This window comes from Streptomyces sp. YIM 121038 (assembly GCF_006088715.1).
Classification (GTDB): Bacteria; Actinomycetota; Actinomycetes; order Streptomycetales; family Streptomycetaceae; genus Streptomyces.
The window spans coordinates 1,592,604-1,613,257 of the sequence record NZ_CP030771.1 but is presented as its reverse complement, the minus strand read 5'-3'; the positions used below and the strand labels follow the sequence as shown (position 1 = coordinate 1,613,257).

Below are 20,654 nucleotides of genomic sequence, written 5' to 3'. Positions count from 1 at the left end.
CCATGGCCGACGACGAGAAGGACCCTGCACGCAAGGTCATCTGCGACTACGTGCAGAGCCACTTCCGGTACTTCCGCACCGTCGACGGCACCGTCTACGCCCAGCGCACCGGCCACCCCGTCGCTCGCCCGATCCGCTCCCAGGGCACCAGCGGGAGCCACCGCCAGGAACTCATGGTCGGCCTCTTCCGCGACGGGGTCGGCGTCTTCAACGGAACCGCCCTCAAGGAGGCGTTGGACTTGATCGAAGCACTCGCCTTGACCGAGCCGGTACAGCCCACCCACATCCGCGTCGCGCCCGGCTTCGACGGAGCCACCTGGCTGGACCTGGGCCGCACCGACGGGCAGTCGGTCCGCATCCACCCCACCGGATGGGACATCCGCACCCCCGACCCCGAAGAGGTCTGCTGGAGGCGCACCCAGCTCACCGGCGAACTCCCCCTCCCGGCGAGGGACACAGGCGGCAAGGGCCTGGACCTGCTCCTTCGGCTGTGCAACTTCGCCGACGCCAAGACCGAGGCCCTGGCCCTCGCCTGGCTCATCGGCTGCCTGGAACCGTCTGCCCCGGTCCCGGCACCGTTCCTGACCGGCCCGCAGGGGGCGGGCAAGTCGACCGGCGGGCGGATGCTCGTGCGGATCATCGAGGGCATGACCGGCGACCTGCGCCGGGCGCCGAAAGACGAAGAGAACATGATCACGGCCGTCGCCGCCGGATGGATCACCGCTCTCGACAATCTCTCCCACCTGCCCCCGGACCTGTCCGACCTGATGTGCTGCGTCATCACGGGCGCTGAGTCGATCAAGCGCGCGCTGTTCACGGACGGGGACGTGGTGCGCTCCCGCTACCGGCGACCGATGCTGCTGACCGGTATCGACGTCGGCGTCATCCGCCCCGACCTCGCTGAACGCCTCCTCACGCTGCGTCTGGAGCGGCCCAAGGTGCGGCGCACCGAGGCGGAGCTGTGGGCGGAGTACGCCGAGATCCTGCCCGTCGTCCTCGGCTCCCTGCTGGACCTGGCCGTCCAGGTGCGGGCGGTCCAGGCCGAGACGCCGACCGACCTGCGGATGGCCGACTTCGCCCACCTGTGCGCCCAGCTCGACGCGGCCACCGGCTTCGGGACGCTGGCCGCCTACCGGGCAAGCCTGGATGACCTGAATGACGACGTCATCGAGGGCGACCTCCTGGCACAAACGGTCCTCAAGCACGCCGCAGAGCTCGCCCCGGGCGAGGACGTGCGCATGACGTCGGCCGAGTGGCTGCACGCCCTCAGCGCCCTCTACAGCGGCGAGGAGTGCCGCCCCCTGCCCAAGGGGTGGCCGACCACGGGCAAGGTGCTCTCCGACCGGCTCAGGCGCATCCAGCCCACCCTGGCCGCCCGGGGTGTCCTGGTCGACTGGGGCCGCACCAGCGCCGCCCGCTACATCGAGATCACCCACCAGGCCCCGCCCCCGGAGCACGAGCAGCAGCCCGCGTTCTGACCGCCAGGGCGGACAAGCAAGAGGAGCACGCCGCGCCCGGGGTGCTCCTCTTGCTGTTCCGGCGGCGCAGCCGCCCTGCACGAGTCGCGCCGCGAAGCGGCTCGTTCTTCAAGCCCTAAGGGGCGACGCAAGACCACAGACACCCCATCTTCCTTTGTCCTAAGAAGGGAAGACCTGCGTCACCGCGTCACCACGGGCCCACCAGACGGCCCCTGACCTGCGACAGCAAGGCGTGACGCAGACGGCGAATCCTGCGTCATCCCGCGTCACCCGCGTCACCCGCGTCACCCGCGTCACCCGCGTCACCCGCGTCACCCGCGTCACCTCCGTGACCGGTGCCCATGTCACCGGTGACGCAGCCCCCGCCCTGCTGCGTCACCGAAACCCGCAGGTCAAAAGCCTGATTGACGCAAGTGACGCGATGACGCAGAAATCCGCACTTAGGACAGGCGGGCTCCAAGGAACCCCCGAACCAACTCCAGTCGCAGGCCCGCCGCCCCGGAGCCGAGGAGGCACCGCCGCATGACCGCTGTTGCTGAGTTCGCCGACCATGTCCTCTACCGCCCCGAAGAGGCAGCCAGGGCCTTGAGAATTGGACGCTCGATGGTCTACGAGGAAATACGCCTCGGTCGACTTCAGACCGTCCGCATCGGCCGCCGCCGACTCGTGCCGCCGGAGTACATCGCGCAGTACGTCGAACTCCTCAAGCACGAGGCCGAAGCCACCGCCTGACCCGATATCTGAGCAGGGCCGCACCCGGCACGGGTGCGGCCCTGCTCGTTCCCCATGGAAGGCACACCGCATGACCGAGGAATCCACCGGCCGCAAGAAGGCAGGCCACGGCGAGGACTCCATCTACTGGGACAAGTCCAAGAACCGATACGTCGGCGCGATGTCCCACGGCCACGCCCCGTCAGGCAAGCGCCGGCGCCCGAAGGTGACAGGGAAGACCAAGACCGAGGTACGCCGGAAGCTGCGCGAGCTGCGCAAGGAGATGGCCCGCGGAGCGAAGGCGCCCGCCAACTACACCGTGGCGCAGGCAGTTGGGGACTGGCTTTCCCAAGGTCTCAAAGGGAAGGAAGCCTCCAGCATCGGGACGTACCGGAGTCTGGCGGACAATCACGTTGTTCCCTACCTGGGTGCGGCTAAGCTGCGGGACCTTGAAGCCGATGAAGTGGACGACTGGCTGGAGGCCCGTGCGAAAGTGCTCGCGACCCAGTCCTTGAGGATGGTGCTCGCGATCCTCCGGCGGTCCATCACGCACGCGCAGAGACGCGGCAGGGCCGCCCAGAACGTGGCCAAGATGGTCGCGTTACCCGAAGGGCAGGCCGGTCGGCCGAGCAAGTCCCTCTCCCTGGAACAGGGGGAGGCTGTGCTGCGCGCCATGGACGGCACCTGGATCCACGCCTACGTGGTGCTCTCCCTCCTCGTGGGAGTCCGACCGGAGGAGGCGCGCCCCCTCACCTGGAAGCACGTGCATCTCGGCGAAGCGCGAGGCCAGAAGCCGCACGTGGACGTCTGGCGCTCCGTCCGGCGGCACGGCGACACCAAGACCCACAAGAGTCGGCGCTCGCTGGCCATGCCGAAACAGGCCGCTCTGGTCCTGAAGGAGCACAAAGCCCGGCAGAAGGCTGCATGCCGGGCAACCGGTGCAGCGTGGACGGACCAGCGGCTCGTCTTCCCCACCGACACCGGAACGCAGCGCGACGCCACGAACGTGCGGCGCAGTCTCCGGGCGCTGCTGCGCGAGGCGGGGTTCAAGAACCCGGGGGAGTGGACCACCCGCGAGCTACGGACGAGCTTCGTGTCCCTGCTCTCGGACCACGGCATCCCGATCGAAGTCATCGCGCGCTTGGTGGGCCACAGCGGCAGCGGGACGACGGAGCGCGTCTACCGCAAGCAGCTGCGGCCGGTCATCGCGGAGGGCGCGGAAGCCATGGACGACATCTTCGGGGACGAGGGGCCGGCGGCCGACGAGGCGCCGAAGGGCGACTGACCCCGGTGCTTTGGCTCCCTGTTTGGCTCCCCGAGCCAGCCGGAGCCCCAGCGTCCGCCCGCTGAAGTGCATGAACCGTTCACCGTACTGGCCGGTCCGTTTATCGGATTGGTAAAGAACAACAACCACATCTGTCCTGACCACCCCCGCAGACGGAAGTATCCCCGTACCGAGGGAATGACCGAAACGATGTGCGGGAGGCCCCACTTGACACGTACCCCGATGACCGCGCGGAGCAGACGAGCGATGACGTTCGGATCCGCGGGTGCTCTCGTTGCGGCGACGCTGATCGCGGGGGCGCTCGGTGCGCCCGCCGCCAGTGCGGATGCCGCCGGCGGCAAGGCCGCTTACGCCAAGGACCGTGAGGCCCGGGGCGCCGCCGTCGCCGCCGCGCGGGCGGCGAAGAAGGGCGTCGACTGGAAGGACTGTCCCGAGGACTGGGGCTTCCCGAAGCCCGTGCAGTGCGGCTGGGTCAGCGTTCCGCTCGACTACGCCAAGCCCTACGGCAAGCAGATCAAGCTGGCCGTCGACCGCATAGGCAGCACGGGGAGCAAGGAGGAGCGCCAGGGCGCGCTCGTCTACAACCCCGGTGGCCCCGGCGGCTCCGGCATGCGCTTCCCGCTGCGCGTCGTGAACAAGAGCAAGTTGTGGGAGAAGACCTCGAAGGCCTACGACTTCGTCGGCTTCGACCCGCGCGGTGTCGGCCACTCGACGCCGATCTCGTGTGTCGACCCGCAGGAGTTCGTCAAGGCGCCCAAGCTCGACCCGGTGCCCGACTCCGCGGCCGACAAGCGTGCCCAGCGCAAGCTCGCCGCCGAGTACGCGGACGGCTGCAAGGAGCGCAGCGGCTGGATGCTGCCGCACATGACCACCCCGAACACGGCGCGTGACCTCGACGTCATCCGCGCCGCGCTCGGCGAGAAGAAGCTGAACTACCTGGGCGTGTCCTACGGGACGTACCTGGGCGCCGTGTACGCGACGCTCTTCCCCTCGCACGCGCGCCGCATGGTCTTCGACTCCGTCGTGAACCCCTCGCGCGAGAAGATCTGGTACCAGGCCAACCTCGACCAGGACGTCGCCTTCGAGACGCGTCTCAAGGACTGGATGACGTGGGTCGCCAAGTACGACTCCGTCTTCCACCTCGGTGACACGCAGAAGAAGGTCGCCGCGCAGTGGACCGACCTGCGTGCCGCCGCGAAGAAGGCGCCGTTCGACGGCGTCGTCGGCCCCGCCGAGCTGACCTCGTACTTCCAGAGCGCCCCGTACTACGACTCCACGTGGGTCTCGATCGCCACCAACTGGAGCAAGTTCGTCGCCGGTGACCGGCAGCCGCTCATCAAGGCCGCAAGCCCGGACCTGTCCGACATCGCGGGCAACAAGGCCTCGGAGAACAGCAACGCGGTCTACACCGCCGTCGAGTGCGCCGACGCCAAGTGGCCCACCAGCTGGAAGAAGTGGGACCGGGACAACACCCGCCTGCACAAGGACCACCCGTTCATGACCTGGGCGAACGCCTGGATGAACCTGCCGTGCGCCACCTGGCCCAGCAAGCAGCACCAGCCGATCGAGGTCAAGAGCGGCAAGGGTCTGCCCACCACGCTGATCGCCCAGTCCACGCGTGACGCCGCCACCCCCTACGAGGGCGGCGTGGAGCTGCACAAGCGCCTCAAGGGCTCGCGTCTGATCACCGAGAAGGACGCCGGTTCGCACGGCATCACCAACCTGGAGAACCCGTGCCTGAACGAGCGGGTCGACACCTACCTGCTCACCGGCAAGGTCGACAGCCGCGACGTGACGTGCGCCCCGCACGCCACGCCCAAGCCGTGACGCCTGTACGACACCTGCACGACCTGTAGGTGATGTCTGCTGTCGGGAGATCGCCCTCGGCCTCGGCCGGGCGGTCTCCCGATCGCGTTTCCGGCTGGTCGCCCAGGCCGCTCAGGCCGCCCGCGCCCTCAGCCAGGCGTCCTCCGCCGCGTAGTCGAAGAGGTCGATCACCGGATCGTAGGCGCGTGCCAGGACCGGGAAGGCCGTGCGCCAGTCCTTCCCCGCGAGCCGGTCCGTCAGCCAGGCGACCGTGTCCGGCAGCGAGTCGGCGTACGTCGTCACCGCCGTGTAGCCCAGCTCCCGCCGTGCGGCCGTCATGTCGTACACCACCGGATGCGCCGTGGTCCACGGCGTCGGGCCCACGCCCTTGCCGGGCGCCTCGCCCTCGATGAGCACCGTCTCGCTCTCGAAGCCCATCGCCGCGTCGATCGCCGCGCCGATCCCGGCCACCGTCGGGGTGTCCGGGTCGCCCGCGTTCAGGACGCGCGAGCCGGGCCGCGCCGCCGCGAGGCGCACCAGCTCCGCCAGGTTCAGCACGCTCACCGGATGGAACAGGCCGGTGCCGCCGTGGCTGAGGACGCGCACGCGCCGCCCGTCCAGGACCCGTTTGACGAAGTACAGCTCGCGCGGCGCCCGGCAGTGCGGGCCGTGGACCGCGCCCGCGCGCAGCAGCGTCGTCGGCAGCGCGTCGCCGAGCGCGGCCTCCAGGCCTTTTGGCGGTCGGCAGACGAGCGCCCAAGCGGCCGTCGGCAGACGAGCGTCCCGGCGGCCGCGCTCAGCTCAGCGGCAGCCTCGGGAGCCTGCGCCGCGGCGCGGGCCGCCCGCTCTCCTCGGTCTGTCCCGCGGCCTCCTCCGCCTTCACGGCGGCCGCGTACTTGTCGACGTACTCCTGGCCCGACAGGCCGAGGATCGCGTACATGATCTCGTCGGTGACCGCGCGCAGGACCGCCTTCTCGCCGTCCATGCCCGCGTACCGCGAGAATTCGAGGGGCTCGCCGAAGCGGATCGTCACGCGCTGGAAGCGCGGCACGACCTGGCCGGGCGGCTGCGCCTCGAAGGTGCCGATCATCGCGCACGGGATCACCGGCACCTGCGCCTTGAGGGCCATCGCGGCAACGCCGACCTTGCCCTTGTACAGGCGCCCGTCGTGCGAGCGGGTGCCCTCGGGGTAGATGCCGAGCAGCTCGCCCTTGCGCAGCACGCCGAGCCCCTCGCGGATGGCGGCCTGCCCGGCCTCCTTGCCGGAGCGGTCCACCGGGATCTGGCCGGCGCTGCGGAAGAACGCGGCGGTGAGGCGGCCCTTGACGCCCGGGCCCGTGAAGTACTCGGCCTTGGCCAGGAACGTGATGCGCCGCTTGAGGATCGCGGGCATCAGGAAGTGGTCGGAGAACGACAGGTGGTTCCCGGCGACGATCGCCGCGCCGGACTCCGGGATGTGTTCGAGCCCCTCGATCCTGGGCCGGAACATCAGCCGCAGCAGAGGCCCGATCAGTGCGTACTTGAGGACCAGGTAGAACATGCGGGCGCCGCCTTCCCCCGGGGGTGGTGCCGACGCACAGTAGTCAATCGGCGGCGCCTAGGCGAGAGCCCGTTCGGGTCGATTCGATCGCGCGGCGGACTGGTCCGTTCGGGTTCCGCCGTGCGGCCGGGCGGGGGAGCGCGAGGCGTGGCCGCTGGCCGGGCGCCGCCCGGCGGGGGTGCTGTGGGCCCGGCCCGCCGTCGTCCGGCGGGTCTGTCCCGGCGTCGTACGGTGCGATGGGCCGATGCCCAGCCGCCCCTGACGCCACCGTCCGTGACGCCCGACGTCCTCGTCCGTGACGCGGCGTCCGCTTCCGCCCCTCCGGAGGTCCCATGCGTTCGCTCCTCGTCACCCCGGCCGCGCTGCTCGCCCTCGCCACGGTCACCGGTCCGGCGGCCGCCGCGCCCGTCGACGGGCCGCGGCCCGACGCGCGCGGTCTCTTCCTGACGGTGTCGGGTGCTGAGAACACGTGGATCCGCGGGCTGCTGCTGCGCTGTACGCCCGAGCCGTCCGGGCACCACCCGTTCGCCCGGGAGGCGTGTGCGGAGCTGGACCGGGCGGGCGGCGACTTCGGTGAGCTCCCGCGGGAGGACCGGATCTGCACCAAGGAGTACGACCCGGTCACCGTCGGCGCGACCGGCACGTTCCGGGGGCGGCCGGTCGCCTGGCACAAGACGTACGGCAACGCGTGCGAGATGCAGGCGTCCACGGGGCACGTGTTCCGCTTCTGACCGGAAGGACCGGAAGGACCGCGGAAGGGGGGGTGTAGGGGCCGGAAGAGCCTGAGGTGCCGAAGGATTCGGAGCCCCGGTGCCGGACCCCCGGCCCCGCCCCCGCCTCACGTGGGCCGGGAGAAGACCATCGCCAGCGTGATCAGGCCGAGCACCACCCAGCCGAACCACAGCCAGCCGTTGCTGCCGAGGGCCACCGTGTAAGCGGTCACCATCACCAGCCCGCCGATGGTGAACGCGCCCATCGTCTTCGTAGCACCCGGCATCGCCCTGCCTCCTCACGACAGACGGCTCGGGCGTCCGGTATCCGGGGCACCGAGACCGTGGCCTCGGTGCCATCCTCACCCGTGAGGAGGCCCGGACGCTAGCGCCCGCGCGACGCCAGTGACGCCAGATAGGCGTTGTACGCCTCCAGCTCCTTGTCCCCGTCGCGGTCGGCGGCGCGGTCCTTGCGGCGGCCTTCGCGCTGGTCGGAGCGGTACCACTGGAAGAGCAGGGCGATGAGGACGAGCACCGACGGGATCTCGCTGAACGCCCAGGCGATGCCGCCCGCCGCGTTCTGATCGGCGAGCGCTTCGACGCCGAGCGAGGCCGGGGGGTTCTTGTACGTCTCGATCATGGGCTCGGACGCCATCATCAGGGCGATGCCGAAGAACGCGTGGAACGGCATGCCCGCGAACAGCTCCAGCATCCGCATCAGATGGCCGGGCCGGTGCGGGCCCGGGTCGATGCCCATGATCGGCCAGAAGAAGACCAGGCCGACGGCGAGGAAGTGCACCATCATCCCGATGTGCCCGGCCTTGGAGCCCATGAGGGTGTCGAACAGCGGCGTGAAGTACAGCGCGTACAGGCTCGCGATGAACATCGGGATGGTGAACGCGGGGTGCGTGATGATCCGCACGTACCGGCTGTGCAGGAGCATGAGCAGCAGCTCGCGCAGCCCCTTGCGGCCCCGGCCCGCGACCGGCAGCGCCCGCAGCGCGAGCGTGATCGGCGCGCCGAGCAGCAGCAGGATCGGCGACAGCATGCTGATGATCATGTGCTGCACCATGTGCACGCTGAACAGGACCATGCCGTAGTCGTTCAGCTTGGTGCACATCACGAGGAGGATCGTGAGGACGCCCACGACGAACGACACCGTGCGCCCGACGGGCCACTTGTCGCCGCGCCGCACGAGGCGGGCGACGCCCCAGCCGTACAGGCTGAGCGCCACCAGGCAGCTGATGAGGAAGAAGGGCTCGACCGAGATCTCCAGGCCGCGCGCCAGCGTGAACGGCGGCAGGTCCATGTTCATCCCATGGTCCATGCCGTGCATGCCGTGCCCGCCGTGATCCATCCGCTGGCTCCTGTTTCGTGCAGATTGTGCGCTGTGTGTCCGCACCAGAGTAGAACCGCCCCCGGGCGCGCTCGCGACCGGGGGCGGATTCGGGACCCCGGCGCTCGCCGGGGGCGGGGCGGTGCCCTAGAGCACGCACTCCGCTTCCTCGTACCGCTGCTCGGGCACGGTCTTGAGCGTCTCGACGGCCTCGGCGAGCGACACCGTCACGATGTCGGTGCCCCGCAGCGCGGTCATCCGTCCGAACTCGCCGCGGTGCACGGCCTCCACGGCGTGCCAGCCGAAGCGGGTGGCGAGCACGCGGTCGTACGCCGTGGGCGTGCCACCGCGCTGGACGTGGCCGAGGATCACCGGGCGGGCCTCCTTGCCGAGGCGCTGCTCCAGTTCGAGGGAGAGCTGCCGGGCGATGCCCGCGAACCGCTCGTGGCCGTAGACGTCCTTGCCGCCCTCGTCGAACTCCATGGTGCCGGGGCGCGGCTTGGCGCCCTCGGCGGCCACGACGATGGCGAACTTCTTGCCCGCCTCGAAGCGCTCGCCGACCTTCTTCGCCAGCTCCTCGATGTCGAAGGGCCGCTCCGGTACGACGACGGCGTGCGCGCCCGCGGCCATCCCCGAGTGCAGCGCGATCCAGCCGGTGTGACGGCCCATGACCTCGACGATCAGGACGCGCTGGTGCGACTCGGCGGTGGTCTTGAGGCGGTCGAGGGCCTCGGTGGCCACGCCGACGGCGGTGTCGAAGCCGAACGTCACGTCGGTGACCGCGATGTCGTTGTCGATGGTCTTCGGTACGCCGACGATCGGCAGGCCCGCGTCGGACAGGAGCCGGGCTGCCTTCAGGGTGCCCTCGCCGCCGATCGGGATGATCGCGTCGAGGCCGAGCTCGGCGACGTGCCCCTTGGCGCGCGCGACGCCGTCACGCAGATGGGCGGGCTGTACCCGGGAGGAGCCGAGGATCGTGCCGCCGAGCGCCAGGATGCCGCCGACCGCGTCCAGGTCGAGCTTGCGGTAGTCGCATTCCAGGAGGCCCTTCCAGCCGTCGTGGAAGCCGATGACCTCGTCGCCGTGGTCGACGACGGCACGGTGCACGACGGAGCGGATGACGGCATTGAGTCCGGGGCAGTCGCCGCCGGAGGTCAGGACACCGATACGCATGGTGCGAAACCTTTGCAAGGTGGGCGGTGACCGGACCCCGTCGTCCGGCTGAAATCCCGGCCCACCCTACCGGCGCACCGCCCGCCCCCGCAGGCATCGCCCACCCACTGGACACACGAGGGGACACACGACGGGACAGCGAAACGCCGGACGGGCGGAAAATATCCAGCCCGTCCGGCGTTTGAGGACGAGCGCGAAGCGCGACAGAGCCGCACCCCGCGCCGAAGGCGTTACGCGGGCTGCTGGGCGGCCGCGATCCGCTCGGCGCGCAGCGCCTCGTACCAGCGGTCGTCCGTCGGCGGCAGTGCGTTCACGTCGAGCGCCAGCTTCAGGAGCAGGTCGGCGAGCAGCGGGTTGCGGGCCAGGACGGGCCCGTGCATGTACGTCCCGAAGACGGTGCCGTTGTAGGCGCCTTCCGTGCCGTCGCCCGTGCCGTTGCCCTTGCCGAGGCGGACGCGGGCCAGCGGGCGGGCGTTGGGGCCGATGTGCGTGACGCCCTGGTGGTTCTCGAAGCCGGTGAGCTCCGGCAGGCCGAGCTGCGGGTCGATGTCGCCGAGGACGTCACCGACGCAGCGCTCGCCCTCGCCGCGCACGGAGACCACGTCGAGCAGGCCGAGGCCGGGCTCGCGCTGGCCCAGGTCGTTGATGAACTCGTTGCCCAGGATCTGGTAGCCGGCGCAGACCGAGAAGACGATCGCGCCGTTGCCCACGGCCCGCTGGAGGCCGCCGTCGCGGCGCAGGCGCTCGGCCGCGAGCCGCTGCGGCCGGTCCTCGCCGCCGCCGATCAGGTAGATGTCGCCGGAGGTGGGCACCGGCTGGTCGCTGCGCACGTCGTAGCGCTCGACCTGGAGGCCGCGCTGGTGGGCGCGGCGCTCCACGACCAGGGCGTTGCCCTGGTCCCCGTACGTGGACAGCAGGTCCGGGTAGACCCAGACCAGCCGGAGGCTGTTGTCGCTCATGCTCATTGGTCCTCAGTGACGGTCGGGGCGCGGTCAGTTGCCCACGCGGCGGCGCAGGTCCTGGAAGGCGGTGTAGTTCGCGATGGTCTCGATGCGGCCGGGCGGGGCCAGCTGCACGGCCTCGTCGAGGCTCTCGCAGACGCGGAAGTCCAGGTTCGCGACCTCCAGGCGGACGGCGAGGTCCAGCTTGCGGTCGCCGAGCACGAAGATCGGGTGACCGGCGAGCCGGGTGTAGTCGACGTCCCACAGCCAGGAGGTGTCGGTGCCGTCGGCCCCGCGCGCGTTCACCGAGAGGATCACCGGGGCCGGGGGCCCGTCGATCAGCGAAAACGTTTCGAGCCAGCCCGCCGGGTTCTTGGCGAGCAGGAGACGCAGGTCACGGCCCTGGAACTGGACCACGTCATAGCGGCCCGCGACGGCCTGGACCTGATACATCCGCTCCAGGGCGACCTGCGGCGGCACGCCGAAGACGGCGGCGACGGCGGCGGACGAGGTCGCGTTCGCCTTGTTCGCCCGGCCCGGGAGCTGGAGGTGGATCGGCCAGGCCGAGCCGTGCGGGTCCAGGACGTGGTCGCCGGACAGCGCCCAGCTGGGCGTGGGGCGGCGGAAGCCGCACTCGCCGCAGTACCAGTCGTCGCCGGGGCGCTGCATGACGCCGCCGCAGGCCGGGCACGACCAGGCGTCGTCCTTCCAGGCCTGGCCCGCGGCCACCCACACCACGTTCGGCGAGGAGGAGGCGGCCCAGACGACCAGCGGGTCGTCGGCGTTGGCGATGACGACGGCCTTGGTGCCCGCCAGGCCCTCGCGCCACTTCTCGGCGAGCATGCGGGTCTCGGCCGCGCGGTCGAGCTGGTCGCGCGAGAGGTTCAGGAGCGCGATCGCCTTGGGGTCGACGTCGCGGGCGACGCCCGCCAGGTACTTCTCGTCGACCTCGATCACGCCGAACTTGGCGTCCGAGCCGCCCGCGAGGGCGGAGGTGATGCCCGCGGGCATGTTCGCGCCGAGGGCGTTGGACACGACCTGGCCGCTGGCGCGCAGGGCCTCGGCGATCAGGCGCGTCGTGGTCGTCTTGCCGTTCGTGGCCGAGACCAGGACCACGTCGAGGTGGGTCGCGAGCCGGCCGAGGAGCTCCGGGTCGAGTCTGAGCGCGACCTTGCCGCCGATCACCGAACCGCTGCCGCGGCCCGCCGCGCGCGACACCGCCGCGGCCGCCTTGCCCGCCGTCACGGCCAGCTTGGCGCGTGCCGACAGCGGCTCTGAGCTGCCAGGGTGTCCTGCCATCGTTCTGGGTCCTCCTTGCGTACGGCGCCGCGCCTGCCCGGCATCGTGTCGGCCCAGCCTATCGAGATCGACTGACAAGCCCGAATCGCACCACCACCCGGCACCACTGCTGTCCCCTGGACCGTACTCTTGCGGCCATGCGACACGGCTCGATCCCGGGCGCCTCAGGGCGCGTACGACCCCTGACCCTGCTCGGTGACCCCGTGCTGCACACCCCCTGTGCGGAGGTGACGGACTTCGGGCCCCAACTGGCGGCCCTCGTCGAGGACATGTTCGCCACGATGTACGCGGCCCGGGGCGTCGGCCTCGCCGCCAACCAGGTCGGCGTGGGCCTCCAGGTGTTCGTGTACGACTGCCCGGACGACGAGGACGTGCGCCACCTCGGTCACGTGGTGAACCCGCGGGTGGTGGAGCTCGACGGCGTGACGGTGCGCGGCCCCGAGGGCTGTCTGTCGCTGCCGGGCCTGGAGGCGGCGACGCCGCGCTTCGACCACGCGGTCGTCGAGGGCGTGAGCGTGACGGGGGAGCCGGTGCGGGTGCACGGCACCGGATTCTTCGCGCGCTGTCTGCAGCACGAGAGCGACCACCTGGCGGGCGGCGTGTACACGGACCACGTCACGGGCTGGCGCAGGCGGCGGGTGCTGCGCCGGGCGGCGCGGGCGCCCTGGGCGACGACGGCCTGAGCCGTCGGGCGAGGCGGAGGCGAGGGCCCGGGGCGCGGCGCGCGCCGGGCCCTCGCGGCTCTCAGAAGCCGGGCCCGCCCACGCGGTTGCCCGCGGCGGCCAGGCGGCCCCAGAGCAGGTCCGCCAGGCTGCGCACCAACTGGGCGCGGGGGCAGGGGCGTTCGCCCAGCCACCAGTCGCCCGCGGCGTGCATCATGCCGACGATGCCGTGGCCCCACACGCGCGCGAGCTCCGCGCTCTGCGGGCCGAGGTCGACGCGCTCCTCGATGACCTCGGCGAGCTCCTCGCCGAGGCGCCGCAGCAGGGGAGCGGAGTGCAGGCCCACGTCGAAGCCCTCGCCGCTCACCTCGCCGGACGAGACGGCTTCCGACGGATGCATGAGGAAGCGGTAGACCTGCGGCCGGGCCTCGATCGCCGCGAGGTAGGTGTCGAGGGTGGCCTCCACGCGCTCCCTGCGCTCGGCCGGGGCGTCCAGGGCCGCGCGCAGCGAGGCGAGCAGCGCGTCCGTGTGGCGCTTGGCGAGCGCCGCGTAGAGGCCGCCCTTGTCGCCGAAGTGCCGGTACAGGATGGGCTTGGTGATGCCCGCCTCGGCGGCGATGGCGTTCATCGAGGCCCCGGGGCCGTCGCGGAGCACGACGCGGTCGGCCGCCTCAAGGAGTTCGCGCCGTCGTTGCTCGGCGGACCGCTGTTGATCGGTCCGCTGCGTGGTCTCCATGTGGTGTTCTCCGCCCGTGCGATTCCTGACGCAACGCGCAACGTAACACCCGGAAGCCCTCGCGCATCGAACGGGCTGCCGGGAGTTGACACAGGCTACCGGCCGGTAACAGACTCCAGTTACCGCAAGTAACGTAGCACGGGTTCGCAGCCTGGAGGGGTCATGGCCGAGTTCACCATGGAGCTCAACGACGAACAGAAGGAGGTCAGGGACTGGCTCCACGGGTTCGCCGCGGACGTGATCCGTCCCGCGGCCGCCGAGTGGGACGAGCGCGAGGAGACGCCCTGGCCGGTCATCCAGGAGGCCGCGAAGGTGGGCATCTACTCCCTGGACTTCTACGCGCAGCAGTACTTCGACCCCACCGGGCTCGGCATACCGATGGCCATGGAGGAGCTGTTCTGGGGCGACGCGGGCATCGCCCTGTCCATCGTCGGCACCGGCCTCGCCGCCGTGGGCGTCCTCGCCAACGGCACCGAGGAGCAGATCGGCACCTGGATCCCGCAGATGTATGGCGACGCCAGCGACGTCAAGGTCGCCGCCTTCTGCTCGTCCGAGCCGGACGCGGGCTCCGACGTGGCCTCGATGCGCACCCGCGCGGTCTACGACGAGGTCAAGGACGAGTGGGTCCTGAACGGCACCAAGACCTGGGCGACGAACGGCGGCATCGCCAACGTCCACGTCGTCGTCGCCGTGGTCGACCCCGACCTCGGCTCCAAGGGGCACGCCTCCTTCATCGTGCCGCCGGGCACGCCCGGTCTGTCCCAGGGGCAGAAGTTCAAGAAGCACGGCATCCGCGCCTCGCACACCGCCGAGGTCGTCCTGGAGGGCGTACGCGTCCCCGGTTCCTGTCTGCTCGGCGGCAAGGAGAAGCTGGACGAGCGGCTCGCCCGCGCGCGGGAGCGGGCGAAGAGCGGCGGCGAGCGCGTGAAGAACGCGGCCATGGCCACCTTCGAGGCCTCGCGCCCGGCCGTCGGCGCGATGGCCGTGGGCACCGCCCGCGCCGCGTACGAGGAGGCGCTGGAGTACGCGAGGACGCGCGAGCAGTTCGGCCGCCCGATCATCGACAACCAGGGCGTCGCCTTCCAGCTCGCGGACATGCGCACGCAGATCGACGCGGCCCGGCTGCTGGTGTGGCGCGCCTCCTGGATGGCGGTCACGGGCAAGAAGTTCGAGAGCGCCGAGGGCTCCATGTCCAAGCTGTTCGCCAGCGAGACGGCCAAGAAGGTCACCGCGCAGGCGATCCAGATCCTCGGCGGCAACGGCTACACGCGCGAGTACCCGGTGGAGCGCATGCACCGGGACGCCGCGATCTACACGATCTTCGAGGGGACGAGCGAGATCCAGCGCCTGGTGATCGCGCGCACGCTGTCGGGGCTGCCGATCCGGTGACACGCCCGCGGCGCGGGGGGAGGGGGCGGTCCGCCGCCGCTGCCCCCCGCGTCACGCCCTCTGGTTGGCGTCATGTGCATGCCCTTACGGTGGCCCCGTCGTCGTCCTGCCGAGGAGTGCCCATGCGCTTACGTCCCTTGACCTGGCTGGTTCCCGCCCTCGCCACCGCCGCCGCGGTCACCGCCACCGCGCTCGCCCTCCCGCAGGGCGGGGAGCGCGCTCCGGACGGTCGCGCCGCTGCCGCCGCCGACGCCCGGCCCACGGGCAAGGCCAGGCCCGACGCCCGGAACGTGGTGCTCGCCGTGCACGGCGGCGCCGGCACCGCCCTCGACCGCGACAAGACCACGCCGGAGCGCGAGAAGGCGTACCGGGACGGGCTCACCGAGGCCCTCAGAGCCGGGCAGAAGGTGCTCGACAAGGGCGGTTCCAGCGTGGACGCCGTCCAGGCGGCGGTCACGCGGCTGGAGGACAACCCGCTGTTCAACGCGGGCAAGGGCGCGGTCTTCACCGCCGACGCGGGCCACGAGCTGGACGCGTCCCTCATGCGCGGCTCGGACCTGAAGGCCGGTGCCGTGGCGGGCGTGAAAAGCCTGCGCAACCCCATCGAGGGCGCCCGGGCCGTCATGGACAAGTCGAAGCACGTGCTGCTCGCGGGCGAGGGCGCCGACGACTTCGGCGCCCGGCACGGGCTGCGGACCGTCACCCAGGACTACTACTGGACGCAGGCGCGCTGGGACGCCCTGATGGCCGCCAAGGAGGCCGAGAAGGGCGACAGCAAGGCCGCGCGCTCCCCGGCCGCCCTCGCCGACGAGCAGTCCAAGGGCACGGTCGGCGCGGTCGCCGTCGACAAGCGCCGCGACCTGGCGGCGGCGACCTCCACCGGCGGCCTGACCAACAAGCTCCCCGGCCGCGTCGGCGACTCGCCCCTGATCGGCGCGGGCACGTACGCGAAGAACGGCACGGTCGCGGCGAGCGCCACCGGCGCGGGCGAGGTGTTCATCCGGGGCGGGGCCACCGCGACGATCTCGAACCTCATGGAGTTCAAGGGCGTGGGCGTGGCGAAGGCCGCGTACGAGGTGATCGTCAAGCGCCTTCCGGCCCTCGGCGGCGACGGAGGTGTGATCGCCCTCGCGCCCGACGGGCAGTTCGACGCGCCGCACAGCAGCCCCGGCATGCTGCACGGCTATCTGACCGAGGACGGCGAGGCGGTCACGAAGATCTTCCCGGACGAGACGCCGCCCAACAGTTGAGACGCCGCGGACCTTCAGGAAATAGGCAGGCAGACTTGCAAGTCTGCCTGCCTATTTCGTACGGTGTCGTCATGACCGAATCGTCAGGAAGCACGGCTGGACCCGGGCCGGAGCAGATCGCCGCCGACCTCACCGTCGCCGTCCGGCACGTCGTGCGCAGACTGCGCACGCAGACGCCGGAGACCGGCCTGACGGCCTCGCAGCGGTCCGCGCTCGCCCTGCTCGCGGAGGCGCCCGCCACCACGGCGGAGCTGGCCCGCGCCGAGCACGTGCGGCCCCAGTCCATGCGCCTGACCGTCGGCGCTCTGGAGGCCGAGGGCCTGATCGAGCGCGCGCCGGACCCGCACGACGGACGCCGGTCCGTGGTCTCCGCGACCGAGCGCGGCCGCCGGGTGCTCGCCGAGGCGCGGGACGCCAAGCGGAACTGGCTCGCGGCGGCCGTCGCGGACCGCCTCGACGAGCGCGAGCAGCGGCAGCTGGCCGACGCCGTCGTGCTCCTGGAGCGCCTGGTCCACCCGTGACCCCGGCGCCGCCGAGTGCCCCCACCCCGTACGAGAAAGGCACCCCCATGACCGCCACCACCCTCGACCCGAAGACCGCTCTCGTCCTCGTCGACCTGCAGAAGGGCATCACCGCCCTGCCCACGCTCCATCCGGCCGACCGGATCGTCGAGCGCGGGGCCCGGCTCGCCGCCGCCTTCCGCGCGCACGGGCTGCCCGTCGTCCTGGTCCGCGTGACGGGCCGGGCGCCCGGGCGCACCGAGGTCACGCTCGGCGGCGGTGGCGCGACCCCCGCCGACTGGGCGGAGCTGCGCCCCGAACTGGACCGCCAGGACAGCGACATCGTCGTCACCAAGCACCAGTGGGGCGCCTTCCACGGCACCGACCTCGACCTCCAGCTGCGCCGCAGGGGCGTCACCCAGGTCGTCGTCGGCGGCATCGCCACGGCGTTCGGCGTGGAGTCGACGGCCCGGGCGGCGCACGAGCACGGCTACCACGTGACGGTGGCCGTGGACGCCGTGACCGACATGGACGAGCAGGCCCATCTGGCCGCCGTCGAGAAGGTCTTCCCGCGGCTCGGCGAGACGGACACCGCCGAGGCGATCATCGAGCTCCTGGGCTGAGCGGCTCCCCGGGCCGGTACACGTACGGCGTGGTCGTGGCCAGTTCCGCGAAGCCGAGCCGCCGCAGGATCGGGCGGCTCTCGCTGGACGCGTCGACCTGGAGGTAGCGCACGCCGCGGGCGGCGGCGAGGCGGGCGCGGTGGGCGATCAGCGCGCGGTAGATGCCCCTGCCGCGCCACGCCGCCACGGTGCCGCCGCCCCACAGGCCCGCGAAGTCCGTGCCCGGCCGGAACTCGATGCGCGCCGAGCTCACCGGCTCGTCCCCGGCCAGCGCGACGACCACGGCGAGCGTGTCGGGCGCCGCGGTCAGCTGGTCGAGCACCTGCCGGCCGAGCGCGGCGCCGTCCGAGCCGAAGGCCCGGTCGTGCGCGGCGACCATCAGCCGCACCCCCGCCTCGTCCGTCACCGGGACGAGCTCGATCCCCTCGGGCGCGGCGGCGTCCAGGGGCAGCGCGTCGACCTCCGTGACCATCAGGGTCTCGGCGGGCTCGGGCGCGAACCCGGCGGCGAGAAGCCGCTCGGGCAGATCGGCGGGCAGGTCGTGGGAGTACAGCTTCCACTCGAACTCGCGCCCCAGGCCGGTGAACAGGCGCACCTGCGCGGCGATCGCGGCATCGGCCGTGGCCGGGTCGAGGTCCGACCACAGCACGCCGTTCCAGTCGTGGGCGGCGGCGCCGACATGGCGGATGACGCCGTCCGCCCCCTCCACGCGGCCGCCGGGCCCCTCCGGGTCGGGGCTCTGCCGGATCTGCTGGTCGTATGCCGCGAGGGCCGCTGTCGAGTCCATCCGGCCACTTCAGCAGGGGGCTCCGCGCCGGACAACCGGATTTCTCCGGCGGGCGGTCAGCGGTCCGCGCGCGGGGCCCGGGCCCGGGACAGCGGCGGCAGGTGCAGCGACCTGGTGATCGCCGCGAGGCGCAGCGCGAGGACGAGGACGGCCGACGTCACCGTGGTGGTGGTCGGGGACGCGCCCGTGTGGTGCAGCCCGAGGTAGCAGCCGGCGCCCGCGAGCGCGGCGGTCGCGTACACCTCCTCGCGCAGCAGCAGCGGCGGGAACTGCCCGCACAGCACGTCGCGCAGGACCTCGCCCGTCACCCCCGTCAGGACGGCCAGGATGATCACGGCGAGCGGGGTGACGTGCGCGTCGATGGCGGCCTGCGCGCCCATGACGGTCACCACGGCGAGGCCCACCGCGTCCACCACCATCAGCGTGCGCTGCGGCAGCTCGCGGTGGCGCAGATACAGCATCGTGGTGACGCCCGTGACCGCGATCACGGTGAGCAGGACCCAGTCGTGGGTCCAGTACAGCGGGTGGCGGTCCAGGATCAGGTCCCGCAGCGTGCCGCCGGAGATGGAGGCCACGAAGGCGAGGACGAGCCCGCCGAAGGGGTCCATCCGCGCCCGGTGCGCGGCGAGCACGCCGCTCGCGGCGAAGGCGGCGATGCCGACGAGGTAGAGCGCGTGCAGCATCAGCGGGCCGCCGCGCGCGGGGCCGGTCGCCGGGGCGCGGGGGAGGTGGCCGCGACGGCGCGCGGGCGCGCCGGTGCCGTGCGCCGGGCGCCGTGACGGCCTCCCCGCCGCAGCACCAGGAGTCCCGCCGCCGACGCGGTGGCCGTCAGGCCCAGGGCGGTCGCGTCCAGGCGCCAGTCCGACGCGGCGGACCGCCCGCCGTCGGCGACGGCCGTTCGCCCCTGCTCCTGCCCCTGCCTCTGCCGCGCGGGCGCCGCCGTGGCGAGCGCGAAGGCCACGGCGGCCGTCACCGCGCCGGCGACGGCCACCGCGACGAGCCGCCGCCCGCGATTCCACACCGTGTCCATGCTCCCCACCGTCCCGGACGCCCCGGGGTCCGCGCCATCGGTCAGGTGGCCGGACCGGGGTGGCCGAAAGGACGAAAGAGCACAGCGGCGGACGAGCCGGAGGGGTGAGCAGCGGCCCCCGCGCCGCTGCTCCGGGGCGCCCTCACCCGTGCCAGCGGCAGCGCAGCGCGGCGGTGGTGAAGCCGGGGCCGTAGGCGACGGTGTAGCCACGGGCGCCGTCGGCGGGCGGCGCGCTGTGCGTGCGTTCCAGGACGCGCAGCACGCTCACCCCGCCCAGATTGCCCTCCTGGGCGAGCGTGTCCGTGGAGTGACGCGTGTCAACGGCCTCCAGTCCGAGGGCGGCCGCGGTGTCGGCGATGATGCGCGGGCTGCCCGGGTGGACGACCGCGAACTCGGCTTGCTGCGGACCGACCCACTCCAGGAGCTGCGGAAGGACGTCGTCCGCGGCCGTGAGCGCCTTCCTGGTGGAGTCGAAGTGGAAGCCGTCGGCCGTGATCCGGCCGCGCTGGCGGTCGATGCTGCCCGGCAGTACGTACTCGTACGTGTCCTCGATGACCAGGCCCGGGCCCAGGGGCTCGTCCGTCACGACGGCGGCGCCCGCCGAGTCCCCGAACAGGGCCTTGTAGATCATGGCCTCGATGCCCGTGTCGCTGTGGTGGTAGACGGACGAGATGACCTCCGCGGCCACCACGAGGACCTTGCTGCCCGGCCGGACGGCGACCAGGTCCGCGGCCCGGATCAGGGACTGGGTGCCGCCGGGGCAGGCGAGCGTGGTGAGGGCGATGCGGCGCACGGTGGGCCGCAGGCCGAGCCGTTCGATCAGGTGGATGTCCAGGTTGGGGACGGACCAGCCGGTGGTGTGCGTGGTGACCAGGGCATCGATGTCGGTGGCGGCGAGGCCGGCCGACGCGAGTGCGGCCGTGGCCGCGCGCTCGGCCATGGCGAGGGCGTCGCCGAAGGCCGCGGTGGCCCGCTCGTGCACATCGGCCGTGCCGGCGACGGTCGGGGAGTCGAGGGGCCGGGTGAAGTAGCGGGTCTCGACCCCGCAGTTGCCGATGACCCGTAGGAACGCGTTGAGACGGGGGTGGTCGGGGTGGTGCCTGCGTATGTCGTCGGTGATCTCCGCGGTGGTGACCTTGTGGTCACCGACGACGGTCTGGGGTCTGAGGACATATGCGGACACGGAGGAACTCCCGCCAGGTGCAGGTCGGATGTGGAGGGCATAAGGAAACGTACTGCACCTCGTCGAACGTGCGTCCTGGCGTGGCGGTTCCAGCGCGGGCCCCGGACCTGGGAAGAGCCGTCGTACGGGCCTGCTCCCGGCCGTCGTACGGGCCCGCTCCCGGCCGTCGGCCGGGAGCGGGCCCGCGTGCGGCGATCAGGTGGCGCCGGGGCGGG

Annotated in this window: 21 protein-coding genes and 1 pseudogene; 10 read left to right on the top strand and 12 right to left on the bottom strand. The window is 72.1% G+C overall.

Annotated features, from left to right (window positions below; all coding sequences use genetic code 11):
- The first annotated feature begins 2 nt into the window (after nucleotides 1-2).
- The 4 genes from C9F11_RS06180 (at nucleotide 3) to C9F11_RS06165 (ending at nucleotide 5,301) form a co-directional block, all read left to right on the top strand.
- Complete coding sequence (locus C9F11_RS06180) at nucleotides 3-1,478, top strand: ATP-binding protein (RefSeq protein WP_138958292.1); 1,476 nt, start codon at nucleotides 3-5, stop codon at nucleotides 1,476-1,478.
- 522 nt (nucleotides 1,479-2,000) lie between these two features.
- A complete protein-coding gene (locus tag C9F11_RS06175; RefSeq protein WP_138958291.1) occupies nucleotides 2,001-2,210 on the top strand; it encodes a helix-turn-helix domain-containing protein in 210 nt (69 codons plus the stop codon).
- 70 nt (nucleotides 2,211-2,280) lie between these two features.
- On the top strand, nucleotides 2,281-3,474 hold the full coding sequence (locus C9F11_RS06170) for a site-specific integrase (RefSeq protein ID WP_138958290.1): 1,194 nt from the start codon (nucleotides 2,281-2,283) through the stop codon (nucleotides 3,472-3,474).
- A 222-nt stretch (nucleotides 3,475-3,696) separates the two neighbouring features.
- Nucleotides 3,697-5,301 (top strand): alpha/beta hydrolase, encoded by a 1,605-nt coding sequence (locus tag C9F11_RS06165; protein ID WP_138966148.1) that lies wholly within the window; start codon nucleotides 3,697-3,699, stop codon nucleotides 5,299-5,301.
- Nucleotides 5,302-5,412: 111 nt separating this feature from the next.
- On the opposite strand, the pseudogene C9F11_RS06160 reads toward C9F11_RS06165, so the two are convergent.
- Nucleotides 5,413-6,009: pseudogene (locus C9F11_RS06160) on the bottom strand (NAD(P)-dependent oxidoreductase); the annotation flags it as partial.
- A gap of 67 nt (nucleotides 6,010-6,076) precedes the next feature.
- On the bottom strand, nucleotides 6,077-6,820 hold the full coding sequence (locus tag C9F11_RS06155; RefSeq protein WP_138958289.1) for a lysophospholipid acyltransferase family protein: 744 nt from the start codon (nucleotides 6,818-6,820) through the stop codon (nucleotides 6,077-6,079).
- Between the two features lie 332 nt (nucleotides 6,821-7,152).
- On the opposite strand from C9F11_RS06155, the gene C9F11_RS06150 reads away from it, so the two are divergent.
- Nucleotides 7,153-7,551, top strand: coding sequence for a subtilase-type protease inhibitor (locus C9F11_RS06150; RefSeq protein WP_138958288.1), 399 nt, complete (start codon nucleotides 7,153-7,155; stop codon nucleotides 7,549-7,551).
- A 107-nt stretch (nucleotides 7,552-7,658) separates the two neighbouring features.
- Here C9F11_RS06150 and C9F11_RS06145 read toward each other — a convergent pair whose 3' ends face one another.
- The 5 genes from C9F11_RS06145 to C9F11_RS06125 form a co-directional block, all read right to left on the bottom strand.
- Entirely contained in the window at nucleotides 7,659-7,817 is a 159-nt protein-coding gene (locus tag C9F11_RS06145) for a hypothetical protein (RefSeq protein ID WP_138958287.1), read from the bottom strand.
- Nucleotides 7,818-7,915: 98 nt separating this feature from the next.
- On the bottom strand, nucleotides 7,916-8,887 hold the full coding sequence (locus C9F11_RS06140; protein ID WP_138958286.1) for a cytochrome c oxidase assembly protein: 972 nt from the start codon (nucleotides 8,885-8,887) through the stop codon (nucleotides 7,916-7,918).
- Nucleotides 8,888-9,013: 126 nt separating this feature from the next.
- The gene (locus tag C9F11_RS06135; RefSeq protein WP_138958285.1) at nucleotides 9,014-10,039 is read right to left on the bottom strand and encodes a 6-phosphofructokinase; all 1,026 of its coding nucleotides are present in this window, start codon (nucleotides 10,037-10,039) and stop codon (nucleotides 9,014-9,016) included.
- 230 nt (nucleotides 10,040-10,269) lie between these two features.
- A complete protein-coding gene (locus tag C9F11_RS06130) occupies nucleotides 10,270-10,998 on the bottom strand; it encodes a glutamine amidotransferase (protein WP_138958284.1) in 729 nt (242 codons plus the stop codon).
- 33 nt (nucleotides 10,999-11,031) lie between these two features.
- Entirely contained in the window at nucleotides 11,032-12,279 is a 1,248-nt protein-coding gene (locus tag C9F11_RS06125; RefSeq protein WP_138958283.1) for a MurT ligase domain-containing protein, read from the bottom strand.
- Nucleotides 12,280-12,416: 137 nt separating this feature from the next.
- On the opposite strand from C9F11_RS06125, the gene def reads away from it, so the two are divergent.
- Complete coding sequence (def, locus tag C9F11_RS06120; RefSeq protein ID WP_138958282.1) at nucleotides 12,417-12,962, top strand: peptide deformylase; 546 nt, start codon at nucleotides 12,417-12,419, stop codon at nucleotides 12,960-12,962.
- A 61-nt stretch (nucleotides 12,963-13,023) separates the two neighbouring features.
- On the opposite strand, the gene C9F11_RS06115 is transcribed toward def, so the two are convergent.
- A complete protein-coding gene (locus C9F11_RS06115; RefSeq protein WP_138958281.1) occupies nucleotides 13,024-13,677 on the bottom strand; it encodes a TetR family transcriptional regulator in 654 nt (217 codons plus the stop codon).
- A 162-nt stretch (nucleotides 13,678-13,839) separates the two neighbouring features.
- Here C9F11_RS06115 and C9F11_RS06110 point away from each other — a divergent pair, with 162 nt between their 5' ends.
- The 4 genes from C9F11_RS06110 (at nucleotide 13,840) to C9F11_RS06095 (ending at nucleotide 17,439) form a co-directional block, all read left to right on the top strand.
- Nucleotides 13,840-15,066 carry an acyl-CoA dehydrogenase family protein gene (locus C9F11_RS06110; protein ID WP_138958280.1) on the top strand — a complete coding sequence of 409 codons (1,227 nt, stop codon included), beginning with the start codon at nucleotides 13,840-13,842 and terminating at the stop codon, nucleotides 15,064-15,066.
- Nucleotides 15,067-15,188: 122 nt separating this feature from the next.
- Nucleotides 15,189-16,316, top strand: coding sequence for an isoaspartyl peptidase/L-asparaginase (locus tag C9F11_RS06105; RefSeq protein ID WP_138958279.1), 1,128 nt, complete (start codon nucleotides 15,189-15,191; stop codon nucleotides 16,314-16,316).
- A 71-nt stretch (nucleotides 16,317-16,387) separates the two neighbouring features.
- On the top strand, nucleotides 16,388-16,837 hold the full coding sequence (locus C9F11_RS06100) for a MarR family transcriptional regulator (protein WP_138958278.1): 450 nt from the start codon (nucleotides 16,388-16,390) through the stop codon (nucleotides 16,835-16,837).
- A 47-nt stretch (nucleotides 16,838-16,884) separates the two neighbouring features.
- The gene (locus C9F11_RS06095; protein ID WP_138958277.1) at nucleotides 16,885-17,439 is read left to right on the top strand and encodes an isochorismatase family protein; all 555 of its coding nucleotides are present in this window, start codon (nucleotides 16,885-16,887) and stop codon (nucleotides 17,437-17,439) included.
- On the opposite strand, the gene C9F11_RS06090 is transcribed toward C9F11_RS06095, so the two are convergent.
- From C9F11_RS06090 to C9F11_RS06075, 4 genes are all read right to left on the bottom strand, one after another.
- The gene (locus C9F11_RS06090) at nucleotides 17,420-18,226 is read right to left on the bottom strand and encodes a GNAT family N-acetyltransferase (RefSeq protein WP_138958276.1); all 807 of its coding nucleotides are present in this window, start codon (nucleotides 18,224-18,226) and stop codon (nucleotides 17,420-17,422) included. The two genes, C9F11_RS06095 and C9F11_RS06090, sit on opposite strands and share 20 nt — an antisense overlap.
- A gap of 56 nt (nucleotides 18,227-18,282) precedes the next feature.
- Nucleotides 18,283-18,909: a trimeric intracellular cation channel family protein gene (locus C9F11_RS06085; protein ID WP_138958275.1), complete on the bottom strand. Its 627-nt coding sequence runs from the start codon at nucleotides 18,907-18,909 to the stop codon at nucleotides 18,283-18,285.
- Complete coding sequence (locus C9F11_RS06080; RefSeq protein ID WP_138958274.1) at nucleotides 18,909-19,256, bottom strand: hypothetical protein; 348 nt, start codon at nucleotides 19,254-19,256, stop codon at nucleotides 18,909-18,911. The genes C9F11_RS06085 and C9F11_RS06080 overlap by 1 nt, the downstream gene beginning before the upstream one ends.
- A gap of 142 nt (nucleotides 19,257-19,398) precedes the next feature.
- On the bottom strand, nucleotides 19,399-20,439 hold the full coding sequence (locus C9F11_RS06075) for a PhlD (protein WP_138958273.1): 1,041 nt from the start codon (nucleotides 20,437-20,439) through the stop codon (nucleotides 19,399-19,401).
- Between the last annotated feature and the right edge of the window lie 215 nt (nucleotides 20,440-20,654).

Coding starts and splice junctions, on each gene's coding strand:
- C9F11_RS06110 (WP_138958280.1), top strand. CDS start 13,840: ATGGCCGAGTTCACCATGGAGCTCAACGACGAACAGAAGGAGGTCAGG.
- C9F11_RS06080 (WP_138958274.1), bottom strand. CDS start 19,256: ATGGACACGGTGTGGAATCGCGGGCGGCGGCTCGTCGCGGTGGCCGTC.
- C9F11_RS06105 (WP_138958279.1), top strand. CDS start 15,189: ATGCGCTTACGTCCCTTGACCTGGCTGGTTCCCGCCCTCGCCACCGCC.
- C9F11_RS06175 (WP_138958291.1), top strand. CDS start 2,001: ATGACCGCTGTTGCTGAGTTCGCCGACCATGTCCTCTACCGCCCCGAA.
- C9F11_RS06130 (WP_138958284.1), bottom strand. CDS start 10,998: ATGAGCGACAACAGCCTCCGGCTGGTCTGGGTCTACCCGGACCTGCTG.
- C9F11_RS06090 (WP_138958276.1), bottom strand. CDS start 18,226: ATGGACTCGACAGCGGCCCTCGCGGCATACGACCAGCAGATCCGGCAG.
- C9F11_RS06135 (WP_138958285.1), bottom strand. CDS start 10,039: ATGCGTATCGGTGTCCTGACCTCCGGCGGCGACTGCCCCGGACTCAAT.
- C9F11_RS06125 (WP_138958283.1), bottom strand. CDS start 12,279: ATGGCAGGACACCCTGGCAGCTCAGAGCCGCTGTCGGCACGCGCCAAG.
- C9F11_RS06140 (WP_138958286.1), bottom strand. CDS start 8,887: ATGGATCACGGCGGGCACGGCATGCACGGCATGGACCATGGGATGAAC.
- C9F11_RS06100 (WP_138958278.1), top strand. CDS start 16,388: ATGACCGAATCGTCAGGAAGCACGGCTGGACCCGGGCCGGAGCAGATC.
- C9F11_RS06180 (WP_138958292.1), top strand. CDS start 3: ATGGCCGACGACGAGAAGGACCCTGCACGCAAGGTCATCTGCGACTAC.
- C9F11_RS06170 (WP_138958290.1), top strand. CDS start 2,281: ATGACCGAGGAATCCACCGGCCGCAAGAAGGCAGGCCACGGCGAGGAC.
- C9F11_RS06165 (WP_138966148.1), top strand. CDS start 3,697: ATGACCGCGCGGAGCAGACGAGCGATGACGTTCGGATCCGCGGGTGCT.
- C9F11_RS06155 (WP_138958289.1), bottom strand. CDS start 6,820: ATGTTCTACCTGGTCCTCAAGTACGCACTGATCGGGCCTCTGCTGCGG.
- C9F11_RS06150 (WP_138958288.1), top strand. CDS start 7,153: ATGCGTTCGCTCCTCGTCACCCCGGCCGCGCTGCTCGCCCTCGCCACG.
- C9F11_RS06115 (WP_138958281.1), bottom strand. CDS start 13,677: ATGGAGACCACGCAGCGGACCGATCAACAGCGGTCCGCCGAGCAACGA.
- C9F11_RS06095 (WP_138958277.1), top strand. CDS start 16,885: ATGACCGCCACCACCCTCGACCCGAAGACCGCTCTCGTCCTCGTCGAC.
- C9F11_RS06145 (WP_138958287.1), bottom strand. CDS start 7,817: ATGCCGGGTGCTACGAAGACGATGGGCGCGTTCACCATCGGCGGGCTG.
- def (WP_138958282.1), top strand. CDS start 12,417: ATGCGACACGGCTCGATCCCGGGCGCCTCAGGGCGCGTACGACCCCTG.
- C9F11_RS06085 (WP_138958275.1), bottom strand. CDS start 18,909: ATGCTGCACGCGCTCTACCTCGTCGGCATCGCCGCCTTCGCCGCGAGC.